Here is a 15,406-nt window from a genome sequence, read left to right as displayed (position 1 = left end):
TTTAAGTCCTCAGTATATCTGCAAAAGCCTCTATAATCATATCAAATTCTTCTTCTTTTATCGTTCTGCAGTCAAATAATAATTGATCTTCGCTAATTCGGGCAATAATAGGTATTTTTCTTTTTCTCAGTTCGGTTTCTACTTGATTTACTGATTTCTTGAAAGGTTTTATTGCAATCAAATAGCTAGGCAGTTCTTCTAATGGCATAGCACCTCCGCCTACTTGGGATACTCCCTTTAGGATTTTTATTTCATGATCCAGATTTAGTTTCCCTATTTCCTTTAGCAGGGCTTTGGCCTTCCCTTCTATTTCTATTGGAGATAGTGTTAACATACGCAGAGTGGGTATTTTTATTAATGCATCTTTCTCGTCTAAATAGAGCCTTAAAGTCGCCTCTAGTGCCGCTAAGGTCAGTTTGTCGACTCTCAATGCTCTTGTAAGAGGATTCTTCTTCATCCGATCTATATACTTCTTTTTACCGACAATGATCCCCGCCTGTGGACCTCCTAGCAGTTTGTCACCACTAAAAGTTACAACATCTGCTCCTTCAGCAATGCTCTCTTGCACTGTAGGTTCTTTTGTCAAACCGTATTTTGAAAGATCAATGAGTGTTCCACTCCCAATATCCTCGATTACCGGTATATTATATTTTTCCCCGAGTAACACCATGTCAGATAATGCAACCTCTTGTGTAAAGCCTAATATTTTATAATTGCTGGTATGTACTTTTAGAAGTGCTGCGGTTTCCTCGCAAATTGCTCTTTCATAGTCTGCAAGATGGGTCTTATTGGTAGTTCCTACTTCTTTAAGCTTTGCGCCGCTTTGTTCCATAACCTCAGGTATGCGAAATGAGCCTCCGATTTCAACCAGTTGTCCCCTTGATACAATTACTTCTCTGTTTTTGGCTATGGTACCTAACACTAAAAGTACTGCCGCCGCGTTATTGTTTACTACCATGGCGGCTTCAGAACCACACAGCTTTGAAAGTATATCTTCCACATGGGCATACCGTGAACCACGGGTTCCAGTTTCTGTATTGAATTCTAATGTAGAATAATTGGCTGCAGTATTCCAAACCTCTTCTTTTATTGCTTCGCTTAGCAGAGATCGTCCCAAATTAGTGTGTATAACAACTCCGGTCCCATTGATCACTCTTTTTAGGTTCATCATCCATGCATTTTCTACTTGTCGAATAACCTGATTGATTAACTGATCCTCATCAACTTTATAGCTTTTAACTTTATCCTCCTGTAACCCGATAATTTCCTGTCTTATCTCTTCTATACAAAGTCTTACAGTATCTACAATGATGGTTCTTGGATATTTTTCAAATAAGATGCTCAATTTGTCATTGTTCAGCAGTTCATCTACCTTAGGTATCATACAAAACAAATCTTTTTTCTGCAGCATATCAATCACTCCATATCCCTTTTATTTCGCTGTTCTTCAGTATTTCCTATATCCGCTAAGAATTATAACATAAAACTATACTTTGATAAAAGCTTACATGCATATGAAAATATTATTAAAATAAAGCACTGTTTTCAGTGCTTTATTTAGCCTATTATGATATCCCATTGTTTTTTTTCAACGGCCTCTCCAACGATAGCAAAGGGCAAATCTAAAGAGCCTTCCAATAGATCCAATAAATCTTGAGCTTTTTCTTTATTTACAGAGATCAACAGTCCACCAGAAGTCTGAGGATCAAATAACAAGTCTTCCAGTACCGGAGACAGGCTGGGGCTATACTTTATCTTATCTCTAATATATTTTTTATTGGCATAGGTGCCTGCGGGAACTAATCCCATTTCTGCATACTCAGCTGCTCCTTTCATGACAGGAATCTTGCCGCTTTCAATTGCTAGAGTAACTCCGCTGGCCTTTGCCATTTCATAGGCATGGCCTATAAAGCCAAATCCAGTAATATCAGTGCATGCGTTTGCCCCTATTTGCTGCATAGCTTTCGCCGCTTCTTTGTTTAGGGCAGCCATGGTGTTCATTAAATCGTTGACCTGATCCCTATCCAGCATTTCCGCTTTTAGAGCAGTATTTAATATGCCAGTTCCCAGCGGTTTTGTTAAGATCAGCAAATCACCTGGCTTTGCACCTGCATTGCTTACGACCTTGAGTGGATGCACCAAACCGGTAACAGAGAGACCGTACTTAGGCTCATTATCATCTACACTATGTCCACCCACCAACAGAGCGCCTGCTTCTGCCACCTTATCGGCTCCACCTTTGAGAATTGCAGTCAACAGGTCCATCGGTAGACAGGTAGGAAAGCAAACAATATTCATAGCCATAATCGGTTCTCCCCCCATGGCATAGACATCGCTTAATGAATTTGCTGCAGCAATTTGTCCATACATGTAGGGATCATCTACTACGGGAGTAAAAAAATCTAAGGTTTGAATAATGGCAGTTTCATCATTCAATTGATATACAGCTGCATCGTCAGAAGTATGAAGACCTACGATCAGCTTTTCATTTCGAATTTTAGGTAAATGGCACAAAACTTGTGCCAAGGTCTCAGGACCTATTTTTGCTGCTCATCCCGATGTTCTGGACATCTCAGTTAGCTTTTTATATTGAATAGCTGTCAATTTATCATCACCTCCACATCATCATATCATAGGGCAAGAATCTGTGTCATCTTTTTTCCATTAGTTTACGGTGATATGATCTTTGATCCCTTCATATTTTTTGTCCCCAATTCCAGAAACCTTTTTAATTTCTTCAATGGTCTTGAATCTCCCCTTATCATTTCGATACTGAAGAATTCTTTCTGCCAGTACCTTTCCGATACCATTTAAGGTTTCCAGTTCAGATTGACTAGCCGTGTTAATATTAATTTTTCCGCTTTGAGTAGACGTAGTCATCGAAACTCCTATACCGCTATTTACATTTTCAACTTCTCCAACTTCAGGAATATATATTTGTTCACCATCTACAAGAATTCTGGCCAAATTTACTTGCTTTCGATCAGCCGTTGAGAGCAAGCCTCCAGCAGCCTCCACTGCATCAATCATTCGATCTCCTTGTTTTAGCTTGACAACACCAGCATACTGCACCGCCCCGCATATGTCAATGACTATGAATTGCTCATCAGGCAGTTTGGGGATTTCTTCTTTTATTTCAATACTATCGGCCTTCATGGGCGTGCTGTCTGTCTGCAATTCAATAGTCGGTTTTTCTGGTCTTAATAATATATGTTGTCCTACCATAAATATAATCATACTGGCCATCAAGATACTCATGGTGATATATTCCCGTTTCGTAAGCCTTATCATACGCTTCACCCCTTTTCCTTTCATTACCAATTCTCTATCTTTTTTGACATTCCTCTTTCTTCCAAAATATTTAATTTTATTTTACCTTAAATTTTTTGCTATTTTTTGTTATACTAATAAAAGCATATCTTATTTCGACATTCGAGGTGAATACATGAGGAAAACAATGCTTCTTAGGTTACTGGCTGTTTTGGTTTTTGTTAATACATTTTCCTTTTTACCCAGCCATGCTATAGCAAGACCGCCAGACATAACCGCCCCTAGCGGTATTTTAATAGATGCAGCTACCGGGGATGTTCTCTATGAAAAAAATGCCCACGAAAAAATGTACCCGGCGAGCACTACAAAAATTATGACTGCCATCTTGGTATTAGAAAATACAAATCTCCAGGATACGGTTATCATCGATAAGGATACCCCTTTTACTGATGGCAGCAGAATATATGCCCTAGAGGATGAAATTTTTACAGTAGAGCAACTTCTATATGCATTGCTGGTTCAATCGGCAAATGATGCTGCGGTAGCATTGGCCAAACACGTATCCGGCAGTGTAGAAGCCTTTGCCGCACTGATGAACCAGAGAGCCAGAGAACTGGGTGCAAAAAATACAAATTTTGTAAATCCCAATGGGTTACCCAATGAAGCACATATCAGCAGCGCATATGATCTTGCTATGATTGCAAAGCATGGCATGACAATTCCTGCATTCCGGGAGATCGTCGGGACCGTAAGATATGAAATTCCCCCTACTAACAAACAGGAAGAAACACGATATCTGAGAAGTTCTAATCGCTTTTTATGGGGAACAGGCGGAAGAAATCAAATCAATTATCGGGGAAAATGGACAAATATTAAGTATGATATTGTAGATGGAATCAAAACAGGCTATACAATACAGGCACAACAATGTCTCGTGGCATCGGCTGTTCAGGGTGAGCACCGTCTGATTAGTGTAATACTGAAGGCTCAGAGTACAAATGTCTACTTAGATTCGAGGACGCTGATTGATTATGGATTTGAAAATTTTCAATTTAAGAAGATCATAGGTTCTCATGAGCCTATTGAAGCAGTCTCTATCAAAGGCGGCATTGAAAAAAAAGTGAACTTAGTCACTGCTGACGCGTTCTACAAGGCGATACCAAAGGGAGATAGTATTGAGGATTTGACAAAGGATATAGTACTTAGGGAAGATCTTTCCGCTCCTATTGAAAAAGGGGAGATTTTAGGCAGGATGATATACAAATCAGGAGATCTTGTCTTGGGAGAAGTTGATTTAATAGCAGAGGAAACTGTTGCTAAAAAAGAAGGCATTTATGCTGCTTTTCCTTCAGCACAAACAAGCAGGAGACCTATTGCATATATCATTGCATTACCGCTGCTTTTATTTCTCCTGTGGCGGAGCTTTGTAACCTTCCGGCGAAGCAGAAGAAGAAAAAATAGATTGCTATATTCAAAAAAGAATCACAGAAAATCTAGGGGAAATGATCTTACCGATGTAAATCTTTATTATCACGATAAAAAACATTAATATAAAAAGGCACACCCAGTGTGCCTTTTTATATTAATATTCAAATCATAGGCGTCAACTTAACCCATAATTTGTCATCCTGAGCGGAGTAAAACGGAGTCGAAGGATCTTTAAGCTAGATGATATATTCTGATAATCAAAAGTAATTTTGCGTATGTTCCATAAGATTCTTCGCTAATGCTCAGAATGACATGCTTCTAAGGTTTATTTGGAAATATTTAGATTAAGTTGACGCCTATGATATTCAAATAATACTATTCTTTTTTATCACCGAATATTCTTTTCTGAATTTCTAAACCGGTAGGGGTTGCAGCCAATCCTCCTAGCGCCGTTTCTCTAAGTTCGCAGGGCATCGCTCTGCCTACACGATACATTGCTTCAACAACTTCATCAAAAGGTATAATACTCTCCACGCCAGCTAAAGCCAAATCTGCCGAAATAAGCGCATTTGCAGCGCCTATTGCATTTCTTTTAACGCAGGGTGCTTCTACCAAACCGGCTATCGGATCGCAAACCAGGCCCAAAATATTTTTAATGGTGATGGCAGCAGCATGAAAGGCTTGTTGAGGACTTCCACCCATTAGTTCTACAATTGCTGCGGCGGTCATGGCAGCAGCGGCTCCAGTCTCTGCCTGGCAGCCTCCTTCAGCGCCGGCAACGGTTGCATTCCGTGTTATGATATACCCGATTGCAGAGGCAGTTATTAACCCTTTTACTGCTTCCTCATCACTAAGTTCAAAGGCTTCTGCCACCGATAAAAGTACTCCTGGTAAAATACCACTGGAGCCTGCCGTAGGAGCAGCTACAATTTGTCCCATAGCGGCATTAACTTCTAATACAGCCATGGCACTGGCAACTGCCTTATTCATTCTATATCCTGACAGCGTTTTTTGACTTTCATATCTTTCTCTAAGCTTCTTAGCATCCCCGCCAACTAAGCCGCTGACAGACTTAACCTCTTCAAACAAGCCCTTTCTTACTGCACTTTTCATGATTTGCAGATTACCCATCATATAATTTTCGATTTCAGATTTCTCTTTTCCGGAAATGAAAGATTCCCGTTCTAACATAACTTCCCAAATCTGTTTATCATGCTGTTTGCATAATTCTATACATTCACGGCCGTTGTTAAATTCAAAACTCATTTTTTCACTCCCTTTATAAAGCATCTATGAGATATACACTAATAAAGTCTTCTCCTAAAGCTTTTGTTTTATCAATTACTTCTTCATTGATTTTATTATCTGTTTCGATAATCATGAAAGCATCTTTGCCTTTACTTTGACGGAATACTCTCATGAAGGCTATATTAATGCCGTATTCACTTAAAATTAAAGATATCTTTGCGATAGCACCTGGCTTATCAATATGTCTTACCAGCAGTGTTGGGTATTCACCTGTAAATTCTACGTCCAAGCCATTGATTTTAAATACTCTGATATTGCCGCCGCCCACAGATGAACCTATTACTTCTGTAGTTTTCCCACTTATGCCCTTCATAATGATTTTTACTGTATTAGGGTGAACATCCCCCAGGTCGGCTTCAATGAACTCGAATTCAATTCCTTTCTCCAAAGCAATTTCCATTGCATATCTTAGATTTTCATCATTTGGCTCCATGCCCAGTATCCCTGCCACTAGGGCACGATCTGTACCGTGTCCCTTATATGTTTTTGCAAAGGAGCCATGGAGATAAAAGGAGACCTGTTTGATCTCTTCTCCTCCAATCTTTCTCGCAGCTTTACTCAGTCTAGCTGCACCGGCAGTATGGGAGCTGGAGGGACCAATCATTCTAGGCCCTATAACATCAAACATACTATAATTCTTCATCCTATCACCTTCTTTTTTATTTTATAAATACCCATCATGATCCTATTAGCATAACCAGAATCACATAAATCTTTTTGATAGCAATAAAAAAGGCCCTCTGCGTGTGCTTCGCTAGGGGAACCTTAGTTCCCCTTCGACGACTGCAAGGCAGTCTGAGCACCCCTCTTACTGCGGCAGGGGATTTTATCCCCTACAACCCCTGCTTTTTTATTGTCTTAAAATGTTATAAAATGCCTTAAACTTTGAAATTACTTTTATTGAGGCTCCAGCAAATTTATACTTTCCTAGACAATAAAAAAGCGGTCATTTCACATGACCACCTTAATTTTATTTTACCATAGCAATGGCTTCGATTTCAATATTTGCATCCTTGGGCAATCTTGCCACTTCTACGCAGGATCTAGCAGGCTTATCTCCTGGAAAATAAGTTGCATAAACCTCATTGATCTTTGAAAATTGATTCATATCTTTAATAAATACTGTCAACTTTACCGCATGATCCAGGGATGAGCCAGCTTCCTCCAAAATAGCCTTTATATTTTCCAGACATTGTCTTGTCTCTGCTTGGATATCGTTTGTGATCAGCTCTCCCGTCGCCGGATTAACCGGAAGTTGACCTGAGGTGAAAATTAGATTGCCTACCTTAACCCCCTGTGCATAGGGGCCAATTGCGGCAGGTGCATTATTGGTTTCTATCATCGCCTTATTCATAAGTACCTCCTTATTTCGCATTTACTCTTATCTCATCTAAATAGTTATAGATGGTATATCTTGAAACACATAAAACCTTAGCTACATAATCTATGGCACCCTTGATCAGGAAAGCCCCTTGATCATCCAGCCTTTTAACAATATTTACTTTTTCATCCTTATTCATGTATGCTACAGGTTTTCCAATTTCCTCCAAAGTTCCCGCCACTATGTTAGAAAGTACATCATTAACACTATTAGAGATATTTTCTCTCAATTTTGTTTCCTCTTTATCCTCTGTTTGTGTAATTTCCTGGATCGCATTCTGTGCAACAATTAATTCTGACATATCAAAATTAATGCAAAGGCATCCGATAACATTTTCATTCTCGTCTTTTATAAACATGGTACTAGATTTTAATGCCCTACCATCAGTGCTCTTCCCAGTATAGTTAATGATATTGTCATCTGTATGTCCTTTTCGAATAGCTTGAAGTCCTACTTCAGTCATTGGACTTCCAACGCTTCTACCTGTAACATGTCCATTTTCAATGGCAATAATAGAACTTTGAAAATTATTAAAATCATGAAGTACAACTTCACAATTTTTTCCAAAGGTTTTAGAAATGCCCTCCACTATAGGCATAAGGCTCTTCAGAATTGGATGTATTTCGTTGCTCATTTTCCCACCCCTTTTCTTTTTCTTCATATGTTTATGTTTGTAAGTCTTATATAGTCAATCCTTAATAACAAAAGCTCTACTACGCACATGATAAGTTAATATATCAGATTTATATATTATCCTCATACTTTTCATGAAAAAAGTACCATGATCATTCAAGTCCCATAAAAGAGACGAGACATTCTCTCCTGGTACTGTATTTTATAGTGGGACCCATCTAATCATTCAGATCTTAGCAGAATTAACAAGTCATTTTTATAAGTTTGTCTTAAAATTTTAAGATTCAGCATATTTTTGAAATGTACTAATATTTTAACAATTGCTTAATTAATAATTATTATAATTAGTTCATTTCTACATGTCAATACTTAATTGCAGTGCATCCCTCCAAACACGCTCAATATTATAAAAGTTTCTCTGCTCTTCCGTAAAGACATGTACAATCACTGCATTATAGTCCATCAGTATCCATGTGCCGGTATCATATCCTTCTTTATGGTTAAGATCTAATCCTTTTGCTTTCATCTGATCTTCTATTTCATCAGCTAAAGCTTTTACATGCCTTGTAGATGTTCCGCTAATAATCACAAAATAGTCAGCAAAGCTCGAAATTCTTCTAATATCCAATATTACGATATCCTGTCCCTTTTTGTTATCTGCTATTTTTCCTATCTCCATCGCTATATCCTTTAATTCCTCTATCATGAATAACCTCCTGTATCTTTGGTATTTAAAAGGTAATATAATACAATGCAAACAAATAACTGGAATAAATACACAATAGTAAAAATCCATGAATCCTGTCAATCATTCTCTTATAGGTGCCGCAAAGCACTAAAACCGACATCATTAGCAGAGATACTGGTATATCCAGCACAAGGGTTTGAGGTACATTTACTAAAACATGGTCCAATATATGAAGGTCTCTTACCGAAATCATAAGTCCTTTACCGGATAACAAGGAGGAAGTTCCAAGAACCATGGTTAGATTTAGGATATTGGCTCCGATAATATTCCCGACAGAAATACCCATATGCCCTTTGATTACGGCCGTAATAGATGTTATCAACTCTGGTAAAGAAGTACCTAAAGCGATCAGTGTTAAGCTGATGATTTGCTCGGGTACATTAAAAATATTGGCTATGGTTACACCATTATCTACTAATAGTCTCGCACCTAAAATAATCATCCCAGCACCTATTGTAAACTTTAAAACATTCGTGGCTAATAATAGTATCGTCAGCTTTTCCTTCGTAGTATATACTCCGGCTGTAGTACCCCTTAATTCCGAGATATTTATTATTATATATAGAATTAAAATCATTAGCAACATATATCCTTCAATTTCATCTACAATGAAATCACTGGCAAAATAATAAAAGATCATTAGTGATCCAATCATAAGCAATCCTTTAAAGCTAAAGAATTTTCTTCTAATAGCTACCGGTGATATGATTGCACAAGCGCCCAATATAAGTCCCATATTGCATATGGTGGAACCAATTGCATTGCCAATGGCCATTTCAGTATAGCCCTTTGAGGATGCGATAGTCGAGACGAAGAACTCTGGTAAAGTTGTCGCCAGACTTACCAGAGTGGCGCCAATAATAATGGTTGGAATCCCAGTAATTACAGCTATCCATATGGCGGCCTCTACGAACAAATCTCCACCTTTTATTATTATGATCAAACCTAAGAAAAACATTGCAAATACAATAAAATTGTCCATAGAATCCCCCTTTAAAACTTTATCAATAATATATATACATGTACTCTATTGAATATACTATTTTTGTACACATTGGATCATCAATGGACAAATTAGGGAACAGAAAAGCATTGGCAATTTAGCCAATGCTTACTTTTTATAATCACTGCCGACGATAATGGTCACGTCCGCTTCAGCTTCAAGATATATATCTTTTTCAACCTCTTTTACATTTAATAGCTTTGCTATTTTTTTAGCTTCTGTCATTTTGTTCTTTCGATCATATATGTGAGTCTGGTTATACTTGATGCCCTTTACTGTATCAACATTTACAATATTGTATCCCTCTGCCTTCAGCTTATTGGATACATCTGTAGCTAGTCCGCTGATTCCAGAGCCATTTAAAACCTCTATGGTAACATCGCTTTTGAATTCCCTAAGGTCTTCGATCTTATTAACCGGCTGCTTATTATCTATTGTTTCTTGCGACATTCCAGCCATAGCAGCCTGAATTTTATTCATATCAGGAATATAGTACCATACTCCGCTGATAAGTTTAGGTTCTCCAGGTATTGTCATCATCTGGATATTTTCCATGCTAACGCCATTTGCCTTTAATGCATAAGCGGTAATCGTAGAAACAGGCATATCTGTAGCAACATAACTGCTAAAGGTTTTTGCAATTTTAGGCAGTTTGATGATCGTTTGCGGCTCTAACAGCTTGTCAGCTAAAGCTCTCATAAAGGTTTGCTGTGCCTTGATTCTACCCAAATCCTGGTCGGCATATCCCTTTCTGTAACGAACAAACTGCATAGCCTTATCACCATCTAAAACCTGTAGCCCCTTTTTTAAGTCAATTCTAAGGGGTGGATCTGCTGTAGGGTCTGTATACTTCATGTTCATCGGAACATCTACTTCTACACCGCCAAGATCATCTACGATCTTTCCTAGGGCCTTATAATCTATGCGTACATAATAGTGAACCGGTACCCCTAATAAATCCTTAACGGCTTTAATGGATAAATCCGGTCCGCCGTAGGCATGGGCATGGTTTATTTTATCCATTCCCTTATGGCCTCGAATTACAACCTTTGTATCTCTCGGAATAGAAATTACGTTTACTTTTTTCGACTTGGGATCAAAAGTAGCCAGCATGATCGTATCCGATCTTGCACCTTGACTGTTTTTTACATCTTTTGCATCGACACCCAAAATCAGCACATTAACCGGTTCATCCTTATCCGGAAGGTCTCCCCCTGCTTCAACAGGATTATTTGGATCATTGCCTCCACTGAGACTATTTAGAAAGATGTAGGCTCCCGCGCTAAAAACTACTACAAAACAAAAAAAAGATATCATCAACACCTTAAAGAATTTTTTCATTCCCTCACTCCTGTTCAAGTCCATCTTGCCTTAATAAAAGAGAGTTTCTAGCATGTATTGTATCTACATGCAATAGCTTTCCCTTATTCATCACATAACGGATCGTATGTTCTAAGGCCAATAAAGTAGCTTTATCCAGATCAGATAAAGCTGCTTTTCTTAAAAGATCTACTCCATCAAAATCTCTTGAAGGTTCAATAAAATCTGCCAAATAAATGATTTTATCCAACTTTGTCATACTGCTCCTGCCAGTTGTATGGTATCTGATAGCATCTATGATCTCAATATCCTCAATATCAAATAGATCCTTCGCCAGCACTGCACCAACAACTCCATGAAGCAGCTCCGGCTGATATTTTGTAAGATCATCCATAATTATATCAAATTGCGCCGCATGTTTCAACAACTGGTCTACAGATAGGTCTTTTGCACAATCATGAACCAGACCGGCAATCCTTGCTTTTTCTACTGGAACATCGTATAGGGTTGCTAAATGAACAGCTGTTTTTTGTACTCCCAGGGAATGTTGATATCTCTTTTCTGTAAGCATTATATGGATATGCTGCTTTATATAGGATAAATCTTTCATTCTATGCCTCCTACCGATAAAGACCGTGTTTATAGATATAATATTCTACAGATTCAGGCAAAAGGTATTTAATAGATTGTCCTTCTCTTACACGACACCTTATATCTGTTGAGGATATTGCTAAAGCCGGTACATCAATCTTACGGATAGATGAGTTATACTTGCACTGCAATTGTCTGATCTTTTCTTCCAAATCAGGTGATTCCAGGCCTGGTCTGGTAGCCGCTATAAAATCGCACATGGTAACGAGAATCTCTACATCCTTCCAATTCTCGATATCACAAATCGCATCAGCTCCTGTAATAAAAAACAACTTAACATCCTCAGAAAAAATCTTCTTTAGTTTTGTTAGGGTATGAATGGTATAAGATATTTCTTCTCCCTCCATTTCTATTTTTGACACTTCAAAGAAGGGGTTGGTTACAGTTGCCAATAGGGTCATAAAATACCTATGTCTGCTGCTGCTTACATCCGTGTTTAATTTGTGAGGCGGATTCCCGGCAGGGATAAACAGAATTTTATCTAAACGATATTCACATCGGATTTGCTCTGCAATAACTAAGTGACCATAGTGAATAGGATCAAAGGTCCCTCCCATAATTCCTATTCTCTTTAAATCACGATTCTCACGTTGAATAATATCAAGGGAATTGGTCGAAGCCATATTCATTCCTCCAAAATTAATTGTCTGCTATGATTCTTAACTGTAATTATATTATATATAATTGTATGGTTTTGACAACATAAAAACAAATATTCATCCTATTGATGTGAAATTATGTACTTTTCTATATTTTTTTTATTATTAAAAAGGAATTTAATTGCCTTTCTAGAATAGTTTATGTATCAGGAGGTTGATAATATGGTGAGACAATCTAAAGCTTACTATGAAAGAAAGTATTTGGTTGATCTAAACCCTTTGTCAAAAACTATTCATGACCTGGAAAAAGAAAAACAAAGTTGTAATATTGAAAAAGTTATCGAACCTTATATGAAAATGTATGATACTAAATCTCAAGTAATCCTTCACATGCTATTGCACCCTGAATTTCAGTTTTGCAGGTGCTGCATGAGGGACGAATATGAAAGGACCCATGTAAAATAAAAAGCTCAGCAAACAACTGAGCTTTTTCATATTAGACTATTTCCTTAGTAGTCCAGGCGTACCAGGAATTTCGCCTAACATCGTACCTGTTATTTTTTTTGCTTTTTCCTCTGCGTTACGGGTAACGCGGTCTGTTTTTCTAATTTTCATATTATAACCACCATTTCTTTAGTGTTTTAAGATTATTATTCCACGAAAACAAGAGAATATAATCTTAATATACTTGAAGATTATGAAATGGATGGTAGTCTAAAAACACCCTTGATAAAATATACAAATTATGATTTCGGTATCTCTATTTTAGGATTTTCCTTTGACCTTCTATATAAAACAAATTTACTTCCTATGGCTTGTACGAACTCAGCATTGGTGAGTTGAGCCGCTTCATTGCCAGCTTCTTTAGAGTCAAGCATGCTATTCTCAAGTACATGTACTTTGACAAGCTCTCTTGCTTCCAATGCACTGTCTAATTGTGCTATAAAACTTTCTGTTATACCACTTTTTCCTATTTGTGTTATGGGAGTAATGGTATTCGCCAATCCCTTTAAATAACTTCTCTGTTTTCCAGTTAGCAATTGTATCCTCCTCTATTAAACCTCTATCTCTTTTCTAAGCTTTCTTCGATGAATTTCATAGTTTTTACTACCTTTTTTCCATCCACCTCTAATTTTATCTTCTATTGTCTGGGCACTATTGGATTCATTAATGACAAAATCGTTTTTTTCTAAACAGAAATATGCAGGTGATCCTTGTTTGCAGTTTTGGCAGTTAAAACAGCTCATATAAAATCTTTGACCTCCATCTCATCATTAATCATAATATTCAAATTCAAAATCATAAATCTTAACTGTATCGCCATCTTGAATACCTAATGCCTTTAGTTCATCTACTATACCCCTCTTTCTAAGAAAGTTTTGAAAGTATCTTAATGAATCCATGTCACTTAAATTGGTGGAATACATCAGTTTTTCAACCGGTTTTCCTTCCACTACATAATAATCATTTTCTCGTCTTACAATGATCTGATTCTTTTCCTGATCGTCTATAGTATAATACTTGAAGGTCTCTTCTTCCTCGTAGATAGGTTCCTCCACAATTTCATCCAGTCTGTTGGCCACATGTCGAAAAAGCGACTCAATCCCCTCCCTCGTTGCTGCAGAAATAGGGAAAACTTCATAACCTTTACCTTCAATTTCTTCTTTGAATCTATTATAATCCTCTGGATCAGCCAGAAGGTCAGTTTTATTTGCAGCTACAATTTGCGGCTTCTTTGCCAGCCTTTCATCGTAGTGTCTCAATTCATCATTTATCTTGCTAAAATCCTCTAATGGATCCCGCCCTTCAATACCCGATACATCTACAACATGTATTAACAATTTTGTTCTTTCTACATGTCTCAAGAATTCCAGGCCAAGACCAATACCCTCATGGGCACCCTCGATTAGTCCTGGTATATCCGCCAGTACGAAGCTCTTTTTATCAACTTCTACAACTCCTAAATTCGGTGTTATAGTTGTAAAATGATAATTGGCGATTTTCGGTTTGGCACTGGTTGCAATGGAAAGTATAGTGGATTTCCCAACATTCGGAAACCCTACTAGGCCTACATCCGCCAATAGCTTTAGCTCTAATATTACCCATCTTTCTTCCGCGTGTCCGCCGCTTTCTGCAAAATTTGGTGCTTGTCTCGTAGCAGTAGTAAAGTGTACGTTACCTTTTCCACCCTTTCCTCCTTTTGCAATGACGGCACGCTGTCCAGGTTCTGTTAGATCCGCAATGATCAGATTGGTTTTCTCATCCCGAACAATTGTCCCTGGGGGAACCCGTAGAATTAAATCTTTGGCATCCTTACCAAACATTTTCTTCCCCTTACCATTTTCCCCATCTTCCGCAACATAAGATCTTTTATATCGAAAGTCCATCAGCGTTCTTAAGCCGGCATCCACTTCAAAGATTACATGTCCTCCATCACCGCCGTCTCCACCATCAGGTCCTCCAGCAGGAACATATTTTTCTTTTCTGAAAGAAACAGCTCCATCGCCACCTTTTCCTGCCTTTACAAATATCCTTGCCTTGTCTACAAACATTATATATCACCCTTAACTATGTATTCAATATATTTTTACTCCCCAAAAAACAACAAGTTTCATAAGAAAAAGTAATTTATCCTATGTCATTTTCTAATAAACTTATTATATCAACTGCGCATTGGCTGTCAACGCTTTATTTTCAGTTTCTTCTTCTGTTTTATATGTATATATTCAACCTATCTGCAGGAAATTATTCCACAAACGCAGGAAGTTTGACATTTTCAGTCAATAAGAATAAAAAAGGCGTCCTTAAGGACGCGTTTTAAAACCTAAGCCGCTAGGCTTAATTTTCTAACCGATAGGTTATTCCTTGCTCACTAGTATATTCAATTGGTTCCATAGTGCCTCCACAGACTTCACAGCTGAATCTTGGAGGCACTGTTATATCTCCTTCATCAAAAATATCATAAATATCTACTACATCTTTTGGAATATCTTCTTCTATTCCACAGTCTAAACATTTAAACGTGACAGGCTTATTTTTTTCCTTGAGTTTTTCTATTTTCTTTT

Annotated in this window: 18 protein-coding genes; 2 read left to right on the top strand and 16 right to left on the bottom strand. The window is 37.7% G+C overall.

Going from position 1 to position 15,406, the window contains the following annotated elements; all coding sequences use genetic code 11:
- Position 1: 1 nt before the first annotated feature.
- The 3 genes from selA to BUB56_RS19230 all read right to left on the bottom strand — a co-directional run bounded on the left by selA (position 2) and on the right by BUB56_RS19230 (position 3,291).
- Positions 2–1,411, bottom strand: coding sequence for an L-seryl-tRNA(Sec) selenium transferase (gene selA, locus BUB56_RS00100; RefSeq protein WP_110939343.1), 1,410 nt, complete (start codon positions 1,409–1,411; stop codon positions 2–4).
- Positions 1,412–1,557: 146 nt separating this feature from the next.
- Positions 1,558–2,571: a selenide, water dikinase SelD gene (selD, locus tag BUB56_RS00095; RefSeq protein WP_110939502.1), complete on the bottom strand. Its 1,014-nt coding sequence runs from the start codon at positions 2,569–2,571 to the stop codon at positions 1,558–1,560.
- 93 nt (positions 2,572–2,664) lie between these two features.
- Positions 2,665–3,291: a helix-hairpin-helix domain-containing protein gene (locus tag BUB56_RS19230; RefSeq protein WP_190013990.1), complete on the bottom strand. Its 627-nt coding sequence runs from the start codon at positions 3,289–3,291 to the stop codon at positions 2,665–2,667.
- 166 nt (positions 3,292–3,457) lie between these two features.
- Between BUB56_RS19230 and BUB56_RS00085 the strand changes: the two genes are divergently transcribed.
- Positions 3,458–4,819: a D-alanyl-D-alanine carboxypeptidase family protein gene (locus BUB56_RS00085; protein WP_190013988.1), complete on the top strand. Its 1,362-nt coding sequence runs from the start codon at positions 3,458–3,460 to the stop codon at positions 4,817–4,819.
- Between the two features lie 254 nt (positions 4,820–5,073).
- Here the strand turns inward: BUB56_RS00085 and sdaAA are convergent, their stop codons facing one another.
- From sdaAA to nadD, 9 genes are all read right to left on the bottom strand, one after another.
- Positions 5,074–5,964 carry an L-serine ammonia-lyase, iron-sulfur-dependent, subunit alpha gene (sdaAA, locus tag BUB56_RS00080; protein WP_110939501.1) on the bottom strand — a complete coding sequence of 297 codons (891 nt, stop codon included), beginning with the start codon at positions 5,962–5,964 and terminating at the stop codon, positions 5,074–5,076.
- A 13-nt stretch (positions 5,965–5,977) separates the two neighbouring features.
- Positions 5,978–6,649 (bottom strand): L-serine ammonia-lyase, iron-sulfur-dependent subunit beta, encoded by a 672-nt coding sequence (sdaAB, locus tag BUB56_RS00075; RefSeq protein WP_110939341.1) that lies wholly within the window; start codon positions 6,647–6,649, stop codon positions 5,978–5,980.
- Positions 6,650–6,976: 327 nt separating this feature from the next.
- Positions 6,977–7,360: a RidA family protein gene (locus tag BUB56_RS00070; RefSeq protein WP_110939340.1), complete on the bottom strand. Its 384-nt coding sequence runs from the start codon at positions 7,358–7,360 to the stop codon at positions 6,977–6,979.
- A gap of 10 nt (positions 7,361–7,370) precedes the next feature.
- The gene (locus BUB56_RS00065) at positions 7,371–8,021 is read right to left on the bottom strand and encodes a helix-turn-helix transcriptional regulator (protein WP_110939339.1); all 651 of its coding nucleotides are present in this window, start codon (positions 8,019–8,021) and stop codon (positions 7,371–7,373) included.
- A 354-nt stretch (positions 8,022–8,375) separates the two neighbouring features.
- A complete protein-coding gene (rsfS, locus tag BUB56_RS00060) occupies positions 8,376–8,726 on the bottom strand; it encodes a ribosome silencing factor (protein ID WP_110939338.1) in 351 nt (116 codons plus the stop codon).
- A 25-nt stretch (positions 8,727–8,751) separates the two neighbouring features.
- Positions 8,752–9,750 (bottom strand): calcium/sodium antiporter, encoded by a 999-nt coding sequence (locus BUB56_RS00055; RefSeq protein ID WP_110939337.1) that lies wholly within the window; start codon positions 9,748–9,750, stop codon positions 8,752–8,754.
- A 129-nt stretch (positions 9,751–9,879) separates the two neighbouring features.
- A complete protein-coding gene (locus BUB56_RS00050) occupies positions 9,880–11,112 on the bottom strand; it encodes an LCP family protein (RefSeq protein ID WP_190013986.1) in 1,233 nt (410 codons plus the stop codon).
- 4 nt (positions 11,113–11,116) lie between these two features.
- Complete coding sequence (gene yqeK / locus BUB56_RS00045; RefSeq protein ID WP_110939336.1) at positions 11,117–11,701, bottom strand: bis(5'-nucleosyl)-tetraphosphatase (symmetrical) YqeK; 585 nt, start codon at positions 11,699–11,701, stop codon at positions 11,117–11,119.
- Positions 11,702–11,711: 10 nt separating this feature from the next.
- On the bottom strand, positions 11,712–12,365 hold the full coding sequence (gene nadD / locus BUB56_RS00040) for a nicotinate-nucleotide adenylyltransferase (protein ID WP_110939335.1): 654 nt from the start codon (positions 12,363–12,365) through the stop codon (positions 11,712–11,714).
- Positions 12,366–12,563: 198 nt separating this feature from the next.
- On the opposite strand from nadD, the gene BUB56_RS00035 reads away from it, so the two are divergent.
- The gene (locus tag BUB56_RS00035) at positions 12,564–12,806 is read left to right on the top strand and encodes a hypothetical protein (protein ID WP_110939334.1); all 243 of its coding nucleotides are present in this window, start codon (positions 12,564–12,566) and stop codon (positions 12,804–12,806) included.
- Between the two features lie 278 nt (positions 12,807–13,084).
- Here BUB56_RS00035 and yhbY read toward each other — a convergent pair whose 3' ends face one another.
- From yhbY to BUB56_RS00015, 4 genes are all read right to left on the bottom strand, one after another.
- Positions 13,085–13,381 (bottom strand): ribosome assembly RNA-binding protein YhbY, encoded by a 297-nt coding sequence (gene yhbY / locus BUB56_RS00030; RefSeq protein ID WP_110939333.1) that lies wholly within the window; start codon positions 13,379–13,381, stop codon positions 13,085–13,087.
- 15 nt (positions 13,382–13,396) lie between these two features.
- Positions 13,397–13,588: a hypothetical protein gene (locus BUB56_RS00025; RefSeq protein WP_110939332.1), complete on the bottom strand. Its 192-nt coding sequence runs from the start codon at positions 13,586–13,588 to the stop codon at positions 13,397–13,399.
- A gap of 27 nt (positions 13,589–13,615) precedes the next feature.
- A complete protein-coding gene (gene obgE / locus BUB56_RS00020; protein WP_110939331.1) occupies positions 13,616–14,893 on the bottom strand; it encodes a GTPase ObgE in 1,278 nt (425 codons plus the stop codon).
- Between the two features lie 286 nt (positions 14,894–15,179).
- Positions 15,180–15,406: hypothetical protein (locus tag BUB56_RS00015; RefSeq protein ID WP_110939330.1), on the bottom strand; the 227-nt coding region annotated here is incomplete at its 5' end.

The organism is Geosporobacter subterraneus DSM 17957 (genome assembly GCF_900142145.1).
Classification (GTDB): domain Bacteria; phylum Bacillota; class Clostridia; order Peptostreptococcales; family Thermotaleaceae; genus Geosporobacter; species Geosporobacter subterraneus.
The sequence above is the reverse complement of the archived record's forward strand: the minus strand, read 5'-3'. Positions and strand labels throughout refer to the sequence as shown.

What these genes read in the sequence shown, in the direction of transcription:
- sdaAB (WP_110939341.1), bottom strand. Translation starts at nt 6,649, where the DNA reads ATGAAGAATTATAGTATGTTTGATGTTATAGGGCCTAGAATGATTGGT.
- nadD (WP_110939335.1), bottom strand. Translation starts at nt 12,365, where the DNA reads ATGGCTTCGACCAATTCCCTTGATATTATTCAACGTGAGAATCGTGAT.
- obgE (WP_110939331.1), bottom strand. Translation starts at nt 14,893, where the DNA reads ATGTTTGTAGACAAGGCAAGGATATTTGTAAAGGCAGGAAAAGGTGGC.
- BUB56_RS00035 (WP_110939334.1), top strand. Translation starts at nt 12,564, where the DNA reads ATGGTGAGACAATCTAAAGCTTACTATGAAAGAAAGTATTTGGTTGAT.
- yqeK (WP_110939336.1), bottom strand. Translation starts at nt 11,701, where the DNA reads ATGAAAGATTTATCCTATATAAAGCAGCATATCCATATAATGCTTACA.
- BUB56_RS00025 (WP_110939332.1), bottom strand. Translation starts at nt 13,588, where the DNA reads ATGAGCTGTTTTAACTGCCAAAACTGCAAACAAGGATCACCTGCATAT.
- BUB56_RS00065 (WP_110939339.1), bottom strand. Translation starts at nt 8,021, where the DNA reads ATGAGCAACGAAATACATCCAATTCTGAAGAGCCTTATGCCTATAGTG.
- rsfS (WP_110939338.1), bottom strand. Translation starts at nt 8,726, where the DNA reads ATGATAGAGGAATTAAAGGATATAGCGATGGAGATAGGAAAAATAGCA.
- BUB56_RS00050 (WP_190013986.1), bottom strand. Translation starts at nt 11,112, where the DNA reads ATGAAAAAATTCTTTAAGGTGTTGATGATATCTTTTTTTTGTTTTGTA.
- BUB56_RS00070 (WP_110939340.1), bottom strand. Translation starts at nt 7,360, where the DNA reads ATGAATAAGGCGATGATAGAAACCAATAATGCACCTGCCGCAATTGGC.
- sdaAA (WP_110939501.1), bottom strand. Translation starts at nt 5,964, where the DNA reads ATGAGTTTTGAATTTAACAACGGCCGTGAATGTATAGAATTATGCAAA.
- BUB56_RS00055 (WP_110939337.1), bottom strand. Translation starts at nt 9,750, where the DNA reads ATGGACAATTTTATTGTATTTGCAATGTTTTTCTTAGGTTTGATCATA.
- selA (WP_110939343.1), bottom strand. Translation starts at nt 1,411, where the DNA reads ATGCTGCAGAAAAAAGATTTGTTTTGTATGATACCTAAGGTAGATGAA.
- BUB56_RS00085 (WP_190013988.1), top strand. Translation starts at nt 3,458, where the DNA reads ATGCTTCTTAGGTTACTGGCTGTTTTGGTTTTTGTTAATACATTTTCC.
- BUB56_RS19230 (WP_190013990.1), bottom strand. Translation starts at nt 3,291, where the DNA reads ATGATAAGGCTTACGAAACGGGAATATATCACCATGAGTATCTTGATG.